The following is a 13,207-nucleotide window of genomic DNA, read 5'->3' on the forward strand; positions in this document are numbered from 1 at the left end:
CGTCGCAGGAGAGCAGTCCGACTGCTACCAGCTCACGAGAAACCCCGACACTGCCTCGTGCTGGAGGTCTGGGAACACCACCCGCCACGGCAGGCCCTGCTTGAATGCAGCCACTCGACCCAGCTCAGTACCTTGCATCGTCACACCCTCTCCACCAACGCCAGATCACGCGAATCGGCGCCTGAAGAGTTCACGAGGGGAACCTTGACGCTGTCCATGTGCCGGGATGGTGACCATGCCGGTCGCCGCGGTGAAGGTCGGGCACGCAGCCCCGGGCCAGTTCGCCATCGCAGGGTTGTGCGTGTCGGCTTCAGCTCTTACCGGCGATGCAGCCGGCGGAGCGCAGCGGAGCGGGCGTCGCCCACACGCCGGTCTCATGCAGCCTCACGCACTTGGTCCGCCACCACGAGGTCCCGCGCGTCAGCGCCAGCACTCACAAGCGATGCAGCCGGCGCAGCGCAGCGGAGCAGGCGTCGCGAGCCGTCCAACCACCGCAGCCGCGGGCCAGTTCGCCATCGCAGGGTTGTGCATGTCGGCTTCAGCTTTTACCGGCGACGCAGCCGGCGTAGCGCAGCGGAGCGGGCGTCGCGAGCCCGCCGCCGAGACCGCACCGCCCGTGGCCCGTTCAGCCCCAAGCGGTTCGCCCGTCGGCCAGACGGCACCCCGTTCACGCTAGCCTCACCCGCCGCGCGGTGATGCGCGTCAGCGCCAGCACTAACCGGCGATGCAGCTGGCGTAGCGCAGCGGAGCAGGCGCCGCGAGCCCACCCCACACGCCGGCCTCACGCACCTGGCCCGCCACCGCGCAGCGGAGCAGGCGTCGCGAGCCCGGCGTCGCGGTCACGCCGACACTGGTCTCCGTGCTCTGGTGAGCGCCCAGTCGAGCTCACCGATGGTCGGCTGGACGAGCACCTCGCCACCGACCGACACCACCGGGCTGTGCACCCGACCTCCGGTAACCCACGCGAGCCGGGCCGCGTCCTGAGGGTTCGAGTCCAGGTCGACCCAGTGGTACGGCGTCTCGGCGCGCTCCAGATAGCGGCGTACGCCCTCGCTCAACTCACACCTTGCCCGGCCGTAGACAACAACCGGCACGATCGCCAGACGGTCGTTCGGAGAAACCCCAGACACATCCATCGCCCCCTTCAACCGTAGGAGCCGTCCGAGTCAACGACTCGTGACAACATTTTACCGTCCTGCGCAGCGGATTTCGCGCCTTCCGCTGGTTGGCCGTTCGGTCCGTTAGGTTGCGGGGGTGATTGGTCTCGAGGTGCCCCGCTGGCTGGACGCTCTGGTCGGGATGCAGATCGGAGCGGGGATCTTCCTCGGTGGTTTCGCGCTCCTCGGGTGGTTCATTCTCCACGTCGGCGGACCGTCGGTGGACCGGGCCAAGGCTCAGCTGGCCCGGGAGCAGGCCGACGCCGGGCGGCACGGCTGGTTGCCGGGTGCTGACCCCGACGGGACGCTCGCGACCGCCGGGTACCGGTGCTTCGGCCATCACGGTGACCTGCGCCGGATCATGGTCAGCGAGCACCTCGGCCGCCGGATCCGGATGGCTGACTTCCTCTACGTCAAAAGGGAGAAACTGCCCTCGACGAGCACCAACCACCTGATCGCGATCGAGCTACCCGTTCGGCTACCCGACCTCGTGGTCAGTCTGGACGACCTGTTCGACCCGATGTACCGGTTCGACGCCGAGAGCGCGGCCTTCAACGACAAGTACTTCGTGGCCTGCGACGATCAGCGCTTCTGCTCGGCGATGGTGCATCCGCGGATGATGGAGTGGCTGCTCGCTCACGAGCTGAGCTTCCGGATCTCCGGCAATCTGCTGGTCACCTACTCCCCCACCCCCTGGACCCTGCGGCAGGCCTTCGCCACGCTCCCGGTCCTCAGCGGTATCGCCGACCTGATCCCCCGTTTCGTCCTGGAGGATTTCGGTCAGGCGATCCGCTGAGCCGGTAGGTCCTGAAGTCCAGCCCCGAGCCACTCGCTCAGGAGCCGTCCGCGCCGACTGCCTGCTTCACCAGGGAGGCGATCCGGGTTTCGACCTCGGGCGTCACCTCGGTCAGGGCGAAGGCAGCCGGCCACATCGCGCCGTCGTCCAGCGCCGCCGCATCACTGAAACCGAGCGTCGCGTAGCGCGACTTGAACTTGTCCGCGCTCTGGAAGTGGCAGACCAACTTGCCGTTCAGCGAGTAGGCGGGCATCCCGTACCAGAGCTTCGGCTCCAGCTCCGGCACGCCGGCGGTGATGACAGCGTGGACCCGCTCGGCCATCACCCGGTCCGAGTCCTTCATCTCGGCGATCTTCGCGATCACGTCCCGCACCGCCTCGGCGGCCTTGTCCGCCTTGCTCGCCCGACGCGCTGCCTTCTTCTGGTCCTGGGCGTGCTCCTTCATCGCGGCCCGCTCTTCGGCGCTGAATCCCTCGTACGTGGTGCTCATGTCAGTTTCTCCTTCGAACGCTGCAGTGGTTGGGTGTCGGTACTGCGGAGTCAGGCGGCCGCGGACTCCCAGACGAACCCGTCGGGGTCGGTCAGCGAACCGGTGTCGCTGCCGATCACGATCCGGCGGGGCCTGGTCCCGTCGTCGGAGACAGCGACGTCCTTGGCCAGGGCGCGGCGCGGGTAGAGCGCCAGCGTGACGGCCGAGGCGGACGTCTCGAACTCGACGTACTTGCCACCGAAGCTCTTCGCCACGGTCAGCCCCTGCTGGACGTAGAACCGCTTGCTCGCCTTGACGTCCGCGACACCCAGCAGGAGCGCGACCTGGTCAATGGTCTTGCTAACGGCGTCAGTGTCCTTCTTCTTCGAGCTCGCGACCTTGAGGATCGTTCCGTCCGGGGCGAGGATGATGCCGCCGTAGCCCCAGAAGCTCTTCTCGGCCGGCTTCAGGGTGGTGCCACCGGCGGCGAGGCCGGCCTCGATGATCGCGTCGACGTTGCCCGGTTGGGACACCACCAGGGAGAGGGCGAAACCGCGGAAGCCGGTGGTCGCCTCGTCGGTGGCGCGGAGGTTCAGGTAGGGGCTCAGGCCGACCGCCTGGTAGAAGGTGCCGGCGGTCTCGAGGTCGGAAACTTCCAGCGTGAGGGATTCGAAGGAGGTCATGATGGATCCTTTGCAAAGAAGTGGCTGGTGGGGTTCTTGCGGGTGTTTCAGCGGTCCTGGATGAGCCCGAGGACGTTGCCGTCGGGATCGATGACGGTGGCCACCCGGCGGCCGCCGCCGACTTCGTGCGCGGCTTCCTTCACGGTGGCGCCGGCGGCGGTCAGCTCGGCGAGCTTGGCCTCGATGTCCGGCACGTGCCAGTAGGCGACCGGCGACGTCATGCCCTGCGGGCCTCCGTCCGGTACCAGGCCGATGTGCTGACCCTCGGCCTCGAAGCCGACGTAGTACGGCGAATCGGTCTGTGGCGGGACACCGAGCAGGGCCGCGTAGACCGCCTTGGCCTTCGCCAGGTCGGACACCGGGTGCAGGACGGTCTTGATTCCCTCGGTGACGGTGGTGGTTCCCTGTGGGCTGGTCACGGTCGCTCCTGTGGTCTTGGCTTTCGGCGTTGCGCTGTTTGCGTAGTCACAGCTTGTCGCCGGAGCCGTCCCCCACACATCCGTGCAAACCACGGAACTTCAGTACGTAGCCGCTCCACGGAATGCGGGCACGGAGCCCGGCACCGAGGCCGCTCAGTGGCGATTGCGGCGCCGGCACGGAGGCATGAGGGAAGATGGTCCGGTGATAGCAGCAGTCGAGATCTCGCCGCGGGAACGCGACGTACTGGAGCTGGTCGGTGCCCGGTTCAGCAACGCCGAGATCGCGGCCCGGCTGCACATCTCCGTGCGGACCGTGGAGAGCCACGTCTCCTCGCTGCTGCGCAAGCTCGAGGTACCGGATCGGCGGGCGCTGGCCCAGCGCGCACCGGAACCGGCCGGAGCCGATCCGTCTCACCCCGTCACAGTTCTACCCGCTCCGCTGACCTCGTTCGTCGGCCGGGCGACCGAGCAGTCCGAGCTGACCGAGTTGATCAAGTCGCACCGCGAGGTGACGGCCGTCGGTCCCGGTGGCGTGGGCAAGACTCGGCTCGCGCTGGCAGTGGCCGCCGAGGCAGTCAGTGAGTACTCCGACGGCGTGTGGTTCGTCGACCTCGTACCGGTGACCGACCCGGGCATGATCGCGACCGCCGTCGCGGGGACTCTCGGCCTCGGTGAGCAGCCTGGTCGCGACATGACCGAGTCCGTGGTCGCCGCACTGGCCGACCGGCACGCCCTGCTCGTCCTGGACAACTGCGAGCAAGTGCTGGACGCGGTTGCACTGTTCATTGAGCGGCTGCTGGCCGCCTGCCCCCGGGTGGCCGTGCTGGCGACCAGTCGAGCGCGACTGATGGTGCCGTTCGAGCAGGTGTACCCGGTGCCGCCGCTGTCGCTGCCCGCCGGTGGTGAGTCTGACGCGGTCGCGTTGTTCCTGGAGCGGGCAGCCGCGGTAGGGCGGCCGCTGGATTCGCCACTGCGCGACCAGATCGCCGCCATCTGTGAACGGCTGGACGGCATGGCACTGGCGATCGAGTTGGCCGCCGCCAGGTATCACACGCTTGGCCTGGACGGCATCACAGCAGCTCTGTCTCATCCGCTGCGGATGCTCACCGGTGGCTTCCGTGCCGATGAGCGCCACCGCTCGGTGCGGGCAGCGCTCGACTGGAGTCATGCACTGCTGGAGCCAGCCGATCGGGAGTTGCTGCGCCGGGTGTCGGTGTTCGTGGCGCCGTTCACGGCAGCTGCGGCGGCGGAGATCGCCGAGTCCGAGGAGTACCTGGTCGCCGACGGGCTGTCCCGGCTGGCCGACCAAAGCCTGCTCGTGGTCACCTCGGCGCCAGGCGGAACGGAGTACCGGGCTCTGGAGACCATTCGCCAGTACGGGACCGAGCAGCTGACCGAGGCTGGTGAGCTGGCCGCAGTACGAGCCCTGCACCTGCAGTGGTGCCTGGACAAGGCCGGGAGTCTTGCAGCAGTACGCCGGGACTGGCGGGCCGGCTTTGACGCAGTAGCCGACGACCTGCGAGCTGCACTGGCGTGGGCGGCGCAGGAGCCGGAGCAGCGCGAGGGGGCGTACCGGCTGGCCCACTACCTGGCCGAACTGACCTTCACTCGCAACCTGATCGGCGAATCCCAGCAGCGGTATGAGCAGGCGGCCCAGCTGGCCCCAGCTCCGGAAGCGGCAGCCTCTGCACTGCGGCAGGCCGCAGCTGTAGCCGGCTGCCGGATGCACGGGGACGACATGTACCGCCTGTACCGCGCTTCGGCCGAAGCAGCCCTCAGCGCTGGGGAGACTGCTGGCGCCGCCCGCGACCTGGCGGCGATCGCGACCACGTCGTACCGGTTCTCGAGCAAGTTCGTGCGGCCGCTGCCACCGGAGGAGTCGGCCGGGTTGATCGCCGAGGCTCGTGAGTTGGCTGGCGATGATCCAGTGGCGCAGGCTCATGTGGCTCTGGCCGAGGCCGGCCAGGCGCTCTTTGTTGCGATTACTACCGCCCAGGGGCAGCCCGGCACGTCCGTGGCCGAGACGATTGCGCGGGCGGAACGTGCGGTCGAAATGACCCGTAGTACAGGCGATCCGCTGGCCGAATCGGCTGCGCTCGACGTACTGACCGGTGCTTTCAGCTGGGCCGGTGACACGTTCGGCGCAGCGACTACGGCCAAGCGGCGGATCGCGCTGTTGTCGTCTGCTCCAAGTACGCCGGCCGCAACGCACGAGTTGATCGAGGCGCTTGGTGAGGCCGCCGAGGCCAGCCTTGGTACCGGCGACTTGGTGGGCGCTCGGCGATGGGCGGGGCAGCTCGCCGACCATCCGTTGCTGGCCGAGGTCGGTCATCGCGCGGTGAGCTGGTTGCTGGTCGCCGACGCGTTGGCGGGCAATACCGAGCAGGTGCTCACCGGCGGCATCCGCTTCCTCGACGCGTGGCGGCGGGCGGGCGAACCTGCCCGGTCGTTCCTCGGCCCGGCTGTGGCCGCCGTGGCGATGGTCCACGGTCTCCGCGACGACGCGGAAGCCAGGCGCGAATGGCTGGAGGTGCTGGACCAGCTCGGGAACTCACCGGAGCGGGCCTACGGCTACGGAGCGGTCTTCGACGCGATGCTCCTGCTCCACCACGGACAGTTGCCAGAGGCAATGGAGCGGACGGAGGTCGAGCCCGCCCAGGTGTGGAAATGGGTCACCTGGATCTGGCACCACTGGTACGTCGCCCTGCGCGCCGAGGCCGCCGTACTGGCCGGGAGCCCTTCTGCGCATGACCGCGTGACCGAGGCCCAGCGCATCGTCGCCGGCAACCCGGTCGCCGGTGCGATGGTCGAGCGGGCCGCGGCGCTGCTCGACGGCGATCAGGAGGCGGTGCTGGCCACCGCGGCGGCGTTCGAAGCCGCCGGCTGTCCCTATCAGTCCGCGCGCACGACGCTGCTGGCCGGCGGCCCTGAATTCGCCCGGATTGTCGGTGGGCGCGGGTAGGGTCTGGGCCGTGGACGTTGGGGAGCGTATTCAGGAACTTGCCGACCAGATCGTCGTGATGCGCGACGCCTACTACCAGGGCTCACCGGTGGTGGCGGACGCGGAGTACGACGCGATCGAGGACGAGCTGCGGTCGCTGATCGAGGCCAATCCGGAGCTGGCGCCCGATCCGAACCCGCTGGACCAGGTGGGCGCGCCCGCGATCCTGCACGCGCCGATCCGGCACTCGCGACCGATGCTGTCTCTGGAGAAGGCGACTCGTCCGGAGCAGGTCGAGGCGTTCTTCAACCGCTTTCCCGGCCAGTCGGTGGTGGTCATGCCGAAGCTGGACGGCCTGTCCCTGGCACTGGTCTACGAGAAAGGCCGGCTGGCCCGCGCGGTCACCCGCGGCGACGGGACGACCGGCGACGACGTGACCCCGTTGGTGCGGGCCCTCGCCGACGGGGTGCCGGACCGGCTCGGCGTACCGGGGCGGGTCGAGGTCCGCGGTGAAGCCGTCATGTTGCGCTCCACCTTCGCCGCCTACAACGCCGCCCACCCGGATAAGCCGCTGATCAACCCGCGGAACGCCGCCGCCGGCACGCTGCGTGCCAAGGACCCGGCCACTGTGGCCGAGCGGCGACTGCAGTTCCTGGCCTTCGACCTGCTCAGCGAGTCCGACAACACCGACTCCGATCTCGAGCAGGCGCTGCGGGAGCTCGGGTTCACCGTCGCCGAGATGCGGCACTGCGACGACGCGGCCGCCGCGCAGGCGGTGATCACCACGATCGAGCAGCAACGCAACGACCTCGACTACGACCTGGACGGCGCCGTACTGCGGCTCGCCGATCGCGACGCCTTCGCCGCCGCGGGCACCCGATCGAGTTCGCCGCGGGGCGCGCTGGCGTTCAAGTTCGCGGCCGAGGAGAAGACGACTGTGCTGGCCGACGTGGTCTGGGATGTCGGCAAAACCGGCAAGATCGCGCCGGTCGCCTGGCTGGAGCCGGTCTTCGTCGGCGGTACGACGGTCACCCGCGCGACGCTGGCCAACCAGGAGGTGATCCGGGCCCGCGGCATCAAGATCGGCGACACCGTGCTGGTACGCCGCGCCGGCGACGTGATCCCCTTTGTGGCCGGCGTCCTGGATGCGTCCAAGCGCACCGGCGCGGAGCGCGACATCGTGCCACCGACCGTGTGCCCGTCGTGTGAGCAGCCGCTGACCGAGCAGGGCAACAGCCGCGAACTCTTCTGTACCAACGTTGCTTGCCCCGCCCAGACTGTCCGGCGCCTGATCCACTGGGCGTCCCGGGCCGCCGCCGACATCGACGCGATCGGCGGGGTCTGGATCGAGCGGCTCGCCGAGGCGGGCATCCTCGAACACCCGTCGGACTTCTACCGGCTGACCAAGGAGAAGCTGCTGGAGTTCGACCGTATCGGTGAGATCTCGGCCGCCCGGATGATCGACTCGATCGACGCCAGCCGGCAGGTCGGCCTCCGCCGCGCACTGATCGGCCTCGCGATCCCGATGGCGTCCGAGGGCACCGCGACGAGGGTGTGCCGCGCGGGATTCGGATCCCTGGAAGAGGTCGCCGACGCGGGTGTCGAAGGACTCGTCGCCGTCGAGGACATCGGCCCGAAGGTCGCCGCCTCCCTCATCGAGCACCTCAACCGGCTGCGGCCCGAGCTCGAGCGTCTCCGCGCGGCCGGCGTCTCACTCGACGTCCGCGAAGAAGACCTCCCACCAGTCGTCGTCGCCGGCGCCCCACTAGCCGGCAAGACGGTAGTCGTCACCGGCTCGATCAGCGACCCCCGCTCCGGCGAAAAAGTCACCCGCCCAGCCTTCCAACGCCTGTGCGAGAAGGCAGGCGCCACCATCGCCTCCTCAGTCTCAGCCAGCACCGACCTGTTGATCACCGGAGCCGACGTAGGCGCCAGCAAACTAACCAAAGCCGAAAAACAAGGCGTCCCCGTAGTAGACCAATCCGAAATCTGGCAACAACTCCAAACTGCGGACCTCCTCTAGGCTTTTGGCCTCGCCTTCGGCTCGGCGGGTCATCGGGCTTAACTCCCGATCTTCCCTCGTCGCTGCGGTCGCTTCGCTCCCTCCGCTCCTCAGTCCAGATCGGGAGGCCCGATGACCACGTGGGCGCCTTATCCGCAAAGTGCTCCGTTGGTGCGGAAGGTCTATTCGCCTGCGGTGATGGAGGTTTCCGCGGCTACGGCTTGGCGGAGATCAGCGCACCCACGTGCCGGACCTGGCAGGAGTCGCCGCCGACGACGGGGCGGATGCACTCGTACCAGCGCCAGCCTGGCTGGAAGGTCAGTCTGGCGACATTTGCTCCCGGCAACTTCACCACGTCGACCGTGGTCTTGTCTGGTGTCCGTTGCTGCCCAGAGACCAGCAGTTATCGCGCCCTTACGTCGGCCGGCTCGCAGCGGCCCCTTCGCTGCGAGCCGGCAATCGGGTGGTCAGCTTCGGCGGAGGGCCTTCTCCAGTTCTGCCTTGGTCATCTTGGAACGGCCTTTGATGTTGAGGCGGGCCGCTTCGGCGTACAGCTCGTCCTTGGTCCGGTCCGTCGCGGCGCGGGAGCGGGCACGGACACCAGTCATGCCGACTGTCCGTGTGTCATTCCCGCGGCCGGACGACGACGAGTGGCTCCCGGATCCCACCCCGGCCTTCGCCGCGAGGTCCTTGACGTTGTCGGTCACCTGCCCGAGGCCTTCCTCGAGCTTGTTGCCTACCTTCTCGCCCAACCGTTCTTCCGGCATGATCGTTCCTTCAATCGGTTTCGAGTTTGTCCGGCAGCAGGACGTTCATCAGCCAGCTGACGACCGTGATGATCAGCGCGCCGAGCAGCGCGGTGCCGAAGCCTTCGACCTCGAACGGGATGTCGAGCCCGTCGCTGATCCACGAGGTGAGCAACAGCATCAGGGCGTTGATCACGAAGATCAGCAGGCCCAGCGTCAGCACGATGAACGGCAGCGACAGCAGCGTGGCCAGTGGTTTGACCACCGCGTTGACGAGACCGAAGATCGCGGCCACGACGACCAGCGTGATGACCTTGTTGGTGGTGGTCGATCCGGTGATGGAGATGTCGTTCAGCAGCCAGGCGGCAGCGGCGACTGCGATCGCGTTGACGACCAGTCGCATCAAGAGCTTCATGAACCTGTCTCCAGTCAGCTGTGGAGGAGGCCGGCCAGCCTCTTCCGTCCGCGGCCGGCCTTCTTGCCCGCCTTGTCAGCCACCCCGCCGGCCTTCTTCCCTGCCTTGTCGGCCACTCCGCCGGCTTTCTTGCCCACGTGGTCCGCGACGCCGCCCGCCTTCTTACCGGCCTTGTCGGCGTTCTTCCGCAGTTTGCGGCCGGACTTCTTGCCGCGCTTGCCGGCCCGCTTCACATCACCGGCGACCGAGCCGCGCGCCCGCAGGCCGAGGCGTTTGCGCACACCGCGCTTCACCTCCGGCGCGCGCGGAACGAGCAGCTGTACGCCGTACGCGTATAACCGCATCCCGAGAGCCATCAAAGGCAGTCCCAGGGGAAGCAGAATCAGCGTGATGCACAGAACGCCCGCCACGATCATCACGACCGTGGCCAGCAGCCACACCAGCGCCGCACCGATCCCGCGAAGTACTTTCATTCTCACCACGTCCAGCCAAATGCAAGGATGAATTGAGTGAGGAATAACCCTCTAATACCAAGTGCCCTGCACCGGTAATTTCAATCCGCCGCGGTGCAGCAATTACCGTCCGCTGACGTCGTCACCGGGCAGGAGGGAGCCGAGCGGGCCGAGATCGATATTCAGATCCTCCGGTTGCAGACCGAACTGCTCACGCAGGGTGGTCATCGCTTCTTCGAGCCGCATCAGCCCGAGCCCGAGTTCCTCGACCTGTTGCGGGCGCAGGTCGCCTTCGTCCATCCGGCGGATCGCCTGCCGCTCCATCAACTGGCGGACGAGTTCGACGATCGTCAGCACCAGCTTCAGCAGTTCCCGTTCCACCGTGTCCGCGTTCGCCTCGATCTTCTCGGCCAACGGCAGTACCGGCTCGGTCATAGCGGTTTCATCTCCTTGCGCACCGACTGGATCACGGCCGACAACTGGATCCGCACCAGTTCGACGTCGGCGAGCGAGATGACCACGTCGCCGGTGATCACCACTCCCTTGCCCAGCAACCGGTCCAGCAGATCGACCAGCGACGGTTCCTCGGTGATCGTTGCCCGCTGCTCGATCGGCCCGGCCGTCACGGCTTGTCCAGAACGGCGAACGAGTACGGCGGCCAGGGCCCGTTCACCTCGATGTCGAACGTCGAGTACCGCGCCCGCAGCGCGTCGATCAGCTCGAAGAACTCGGTACTCCGCTCGTCGTCCACCAGGAAGGTTGCGTTGAGCACCATTGGCTGACGCCGGCCACTGAGCCGTTGGTCCTGCGGCGCGAGCCGCCGAGTCGCGGCGGCAGCCGGCACCAGATCCCAGAACAGCTGATCGGCCAGCGCCTGCTGATCGGCAGCCGCTGCTTGCCTTCCGCGGATCTCGGCGCGGCGTCGTTCGAGGTAGGCGACGCCCGTCCCCATACCTTCTGTCATCACAGGTGCAGTCGGCATCGCCTGACCGCGGCCGTAGATCTTCACGCTCCACTCGCTGCGTCCGTCGATCCGGTCGAGGGCAGCGGACAGATCGTCGTACAGCTCCTCGATCCGGTCCCGGGCGGCGTCGTCCGATCGGTAGATGGTGACCAGGCGGAACGGGGCCAGCGCGGTCGTGATCGCCGCTGCCCGCCGGACCACCTCGTCGTGCCGGCGGGCCGTCCTTTCCACCCAGCCGAGATCCTCGAGGTTCTGGCGGAGCGCGGTCTCACCGAACTCGGCCAGGTCGACCGTGCTGACCACCGCCATCAGATCGCGATGCGCCAGCGTCCGGACAGCAGCGTCGCCGACCCCCGCGAGGCCGGACAGCACCTCGCCGTCCAGCTCGCGCCCGACCGCGTAGACGTAGGTTCCGGTCTCAGCCACGCTCGCGCTCCAGCTCCTCCAGCCGCTGCCGGAGTTCGCGGTTCTCGTCAGCCAGTTCCTGCGCGTCGCCGGACAGCATCGGATCGCGGGTCCACCAGTCGATGCCCATCTCCATCGCCTTGTCGACCGAGACGACCAGCAGGCGGATCTTGACCGTCAGCAGCTCGATGTCCAGCAGGTTCACCCGGATGTCGCCGGCGATGATGATGCCCTTGTCGAGCACCCGCTCGAGAATGTCGGCCAGGCCCTCGGGCCGTGGAGCCGCCGAAGCGACGCCGTACCGGTCCATCGCGGGCCGGCGCGGCGAGATCGTCGGTTCTGTCATCGCCTGTCCCTCACTCCTCGGTCCGGCCCCGGACATACCGGTGCAGTCGCCGGTAGCCGGTCACCGAACCGTCGGTGTCGACGTCGACCTCGTAGATGGCGAGGATGTCGGTCGTCTCCGGGATCCGGCGCGACTCGACCACCTCCAGCTGGACCTGCCAGCCGTCGTCGGTCTTCTCGACCCCCACGATCCCCTCCGGCATCTGACCGATCAGTTCGGCCAGTTCGGCGGCGGCGCCGACCGCGATCGCGCGCAGCGACTTCCGCGGCGCCGCCGCGCGTTTGCGCGGCGTACCGGCGGACTCGCTCTGCCCGTTGCTCGACGCCCGCGCGGAGGTCTTCTTCGCGGGACTTCGCCTGGCCGGAGTGCTCCGCTCGGCGGACTTCCGGGGTGTCGGCATTGACGATCAGCTCTCCCTCTGCGGTCGATCGTTGGCGACCAGCAATCGTGCGATCAGGTCGTTCTCCAACGCGTCGGCGTCCTGCGGATCGATCTCTCCGCTGTCCCTGAGTGCCCCGATCTCGTCCAGTTGCCGGCGGATCCGGGCCGGATCGTAGTACTCGCGCTCAGCCTGCTTGCGGATCTGCTCCGCCACGGCGACCGTCATCCGCACGGGCGCCAGCGGCAGGGTCAGGAGTTGGGTGAACAGGCCCATGTCACTCCTCCGCGGACACGAAGTCGTACGGCGCTGTCGGGCCGACCAGCTTCAGGATCGCCCGGCCGGCGTAGGCGCGCGCCATCTCCTCCACGCCCTCCTCGAACTCGGTACGCCGGCTGTCCTCGATCAGCAACGCGACATCGAGCAGGCGATCCAGTCCGGCACTCTCCCGGACGTTGACCGCCGCCGCGTACTGTTCCAGCTCGGCCAGCAGCGTCTCGCCGTCCTGCGCGCTCTTGGCCTCAACGGCTCGCGCGACCAACTCCCCCAGCCGAACCCGATCGCCGTACGACGATTCCTCCGGCTGGTCACGAGTCGCAGCCCGGAGTCTTGCGATCTCGGGATCCTCGGCCACGACCTCGCTCAACACCTGCTGCTCGTCGTACCGGGCTCTGACCGTGAACTGCGAATGCCCGGCCAGATCCGCCAGCATCGACCGGAAGTCGTCATGACCCGGTTCGAGCAGGTCAGCCTCGACGGCTTCGCGATCCTGCAGCAGCGAGCCGAACCGGACCGGGATGACGGACCCCTGGGCCGCAACCGTGTCGAGGACACGGCTGTGGGCCAAGAGGTCCTCCCGGCCGGCCAGCGCGCGGTCGGCGTCCAGCGGACTCGTGACCGCGGCGACCTCGCCGAACGGCACCAGCTCGACGGGCTGCCCGTCGACGCCGCGGAGATCCGCCGGTACGACGAAATCCGCGGCGACGATGCCGTACAGGTACAGCGCCAGGCCGACGTCACTCGGCGTCGTCAC

The 13,207-nt window shown here is 68.2% G+C and carries 18 protein-coding genes; 3 read left to right on the top strand and 15 right to left on the bottom strand.

The window, feature by feature from the left end:
- Positions 1 to 839 precede the first annotated feature (839 nt).
- A complete protein-coding gene (locus ACQPYM_RS24340; RefSeq protein WP_433004049.1) occupies positions 840 to 1,136 on the bottom strand; it encodes a glutaredoxin family protein in 297 nt (98 codons plus the stop codon).
- Between the two features lie 118 nt (positions 1,137 to 1,254).
- Here ACQPYM_RS24340 and ACQPYM_RS24345 point away from each other — a divergent pair, with 118 nt between their 5' ends.
- On the top strand, positions 1,255 to 1,953 hold the full coding sequence (locus ACQPYM_RS24345) for a hypothetical protein (protein WP_433004052.1): 699 nt from the start codon (positions 1,255 to 1,257) through the stop codon (positions 1,951 to 1,953).
- 37 nt (positions 1,954 to 1,990) lie between these two features.
- On the opposite strand, the gene ACQPYM_RS24350 is transcribed toward ACQPYM_RS24345, so the two are convergent.
- Genes ACQPYM_RS24350 through ACQPYM_RS24360 form a run of 3 tightly spaced genes read right to left on the bottom strand, consistent with a single transcriptional unit; the run spans position 1,991 to position 3,524 of the window.
- Entirely contained in the window at positions 1,991 to 2,443 is a 453-nt protein-coding gene (locus ACQPYM_RS24350; protein ID WP_433004055.1) for an iron chaperone, read from the bottom strand.
- A 50-nt stretch (positions 2,444 to 2,493) separates the two neighbouring features.
- Positions 2,494 to 3,105, bottom strand: coding sequence for a glyoxalase (locus ACQPYM_RS24355; protein ID WP_433004058.1), 612 nt, complete (start codon positions 3,103 to 3,105; stop codon positions 2,494 to 2,496).
- A gap of 47 nt (positions 3,106 to 3,152) precedes the next feature.
- Complete coding sequence (locus ACQPYM_RS24360) at positions 3,153 to 3,524, bottom strand: VOC family protein (RefSeq protein WP_433004061.1); 372 nt, start codon at positions 3,522 to 3,524, stop codon at positions 3,153 to 3,155.
- A 202-nt stretch (positions 3,525 to 3,726) separates the two neighbouring features.
- Between ACQPYM_RS24360 and ACQPYM_RS24365 the strand changes: the two genes are divergently transcribed.
- Both ACQPYM_RS24365 and ligA read left to right on the top strand, forming a co-directional pair.
- Positions 3,727 to 6,486: an ATP-binding protein gene (locus ACQPYM_RS24365; protein WP_433004064.1), complete on the top strand. Its 2,760-nt coding sequence runs from the start codon at positions 3,727 to 3,729 to the stop codon at positions 6,484 to 6,486.
- A gap of 10 nt (positions 6,487 to 6,496) precedes the next feature.
- Positions 6,497 to 8,488 (top strand): NAD-dependent DNA ligase LigA, encoded by a 1,992-nt coding sequence (gene ligA, locus ACQPYM_RS24370; protein ID WP_433004067.1) that lies wholly within the window; start codon positions 6,497 to 6,499, stop codon positions 8,486 to 8,488.
- Between the two features lie 193 nt (positions 8,489 to 8,681).
- Here ligA and ACQPYM_RS24375 read toward each other — a convergent pair whose 3' ends face one another.
- The 11 genes from ACQPYM_RS24375 to ACQPYM_RS24425 form a co-directional block, all read right to left on the bottom strand.
- Positions 8,682 to 8,819 (bottom strand): hypothetical protein, encoded by a 138-nt coding sequence (locus ACQPYM_RS24375; protein ID WP_433004070.1) that lies wholly within the window; start codon positions 8,817 to 8,819, stop codon positions 8,682 to 8,684.
- Positions 8,820 to 8,934: 115 nt separating this feature from the next.
- Positions 8,935 to 9,234, bottom strand: coding sequence for a hypothetical protein (locus ACQPYM_RS24380; protein WP_433004072.1), 300 nt, complete (start codon positions 9,232 to 9,234; stop codon positions 8,935 to 8,937).
- 10 nt (positions 9,235 to 9,244) lie between these two features.
- On the bottom strand, positions 9,245 to 9,628 hold the full coding sequence (locus ACQPYM_RS24385) for a phage holin family protein (protein ID WP_433004075.1): 384 nt from the start codon (positions 9,626 to 9,628) through the stop codon (positions 9,245 to 9,247).
- A 14-nt stretch (positions 9,629 to 9,642) separates the two neighbouring features.
- Positions 9,643 to 10,101, bottom strand: coding sequence for a hypothetical protein (locus ACQPYM_RS24390; RefSeq protein WP_433004078.1), 459 nt, complete (start codon positions 10,099 to 10,101; stop codon positions 9,643 to 9,645).
- Between the two features lie 102 nt (positions 10,102 to 10,203).
- The gene (locus ACQPYM_RS24395) at positions 10,204 to 10,515 is read right to left on the bottom strand and encodes a gas vesicle protein K (RefSeq protein ID WP_433004081.1); all 312 of its coding nucleotides are present in this window, start codon (positions 10,513 to 10,515) and stop codon (positions 10,204 to 10,206) included.
- Positions 10,512 to 10,706 carry a gas vesicle protein gene (locus ACQPYM_RS24400; protein WP_433004084.1) on the bottom strand — a complete coding sequence of 65 codons (195 nt, stop codon included), beginning with the start codon at positions 10,704 to 10,706 and terminating at the stop codon, positions 10,512 to 10,514. Before ACQPYM_RS24400 ends, ACQPYM_RS24395 begins: the two co-directional genes overlap by 4 nt.
- Positions 10,703 to 11,470 carry a GvpL/GvpF family gas vesicle protein gene (locus ACQPYM_RS24405; RefSeq protein ID WP_433004087.1) on the bottom strand — a complete coding sequence of 256 codons (768 nt, stop codon included), beginning with the start codon at positions 11,468 to 11,470 and terminating at the stop codon, positions 10,703 to 10,705. The genes ACQPYM_RS24400 and ACQPYM_RS24405 overlap by 4 nt, the downstream gene beginning before the upstream one ends.
- Complete coding sequence (locus ACQPYM_RS24410; RefSeq protein ID WP_433004090.1) at positions 11,463 to 11,795, bottom strand: gas vesicle protein; 333 nt, start codon at positions 11,793 to 11,795, stop codon at positions 11,463 to 11,465. The genes ACQPYM_RS24405 and ACQPYM_RS24410 overlap by 8 nt, the downstream gene beginning before the upstream one ends.
- A gap of 10 nt (positions 11,796 to 11,805) precedes the next feature.
- On the bottom strand, positions 11,806 to 12,195 hold the full coding sequence (locus ACQPYM_RS24415; protein ID WP_433004093.1) for a gas vesicle protein: 390 nt from the start codon (positions 12,193 to 12,195) through the stop codon (positions 11,806 to 11,808).
- Between the two features lie 6 nt (positions 12,196 to 12,201).
- Entirely contained in the window at positions 12,202 to 12,450 is a 249-nt protein-coding gene (locus ACQPYM_RS24420; RefSeq protein ID WP_433004096.1) for a gas vesicle protein GvpG, read from the bottom strand.
- A gap of 1 nt (position 12,451) precedes the next feature.
- Positions 12,452 to 13,207, bottom strand: a complete 756-nt coding sequence (locus tag ACQPYM_RS24425; RefSeq protein WP_433004099.1) for a GvpL/GvpF family gas vesicle protein — start codon at positions 13,205 to 13,207, stop codon at positions 12,452 to 12,454.

The sequence above is a fragment of the Kribbella sp. CA-294648 genome, from assembly GCF_050943845.1.
GTDB lineage: Bacteria > Actinomycetota > Actinomycetes > Propionibacteriales > Kribbellaceae > Kribbella.

Coding starts and splice junctions, on each gene's coding strand:
- ACQPYM_RS24390 (WP_433004078.1), bottom strand. CDS start 10,101: ATGAAAGTACTTCGCGGGATCGGTGCGGCGCTGGTGTGGCTGCTGGCC.
- ACQPYM_RS24415 (WP_433004093.1), bottom strand. CDS start 12,195: ATGCCGACACCCCGGAAGTCCGCCGAGCGGAGCACTCCGGCCAGGCGA.
- ACQPYM_RS24340 (WP_433004049.1), bottom strand. CDS start 1,136: ATGGATGTGTCTGGGGTTTCTCCGAACGACCGTCTGGCGATCGTGCCG.
- ACQPYM_RS24420 (WP_433004096.1), bottom strand. CDS start 12,450: ATGGGCCTGTTCACCCAACTCCTGACCCTGCCGCTGGCGCCCGTGCGG.
- ACQPYM_RS24395 (WP_433004081.1), bottom strand. CDS start 10,515: ATGACCGAGCCGGTACTGCCGTTGGCCGAGAAGATCGAGGCGAACGCG.
- ACQPYM_RS24355 (WP_433004058.1), bottom strand. CDS start 3,105: ATGACCTCCTTCGAATCCCTCACGCTGGAAGTTTCCGACCTCGAGACC.
- ACQPYM_RS24385 (WP_433004075.1), bottom strand. CDS start 9,628: ATGAAGCTCTTGATGCGACTGGTCGTCAACGCGATCGCAGTCGCCGCT.
- ACQPYM_RS24380 (WP_433004072.1), bottom strand. CDS start 9,234: ATGCCGGAAGAACGGTTGGGCGAGAAGGTAGGCAACAAGCTCGAGGAA.
- ACQPYM_RS24410 (WP_433004090.1), bottom strand. CDS start 11,795: ATGACAGAACCGACGATCTCGCCGCGCCGGCCCGCGATGGACCGGTAC.
- ACQPYM_RS24350 (WP_433004055.1), bottom strand. CDS start 2,443: ATGAGCACCACGTACGAGGGATTCAGCGCCGAAGAGCGGGCCGCGATG.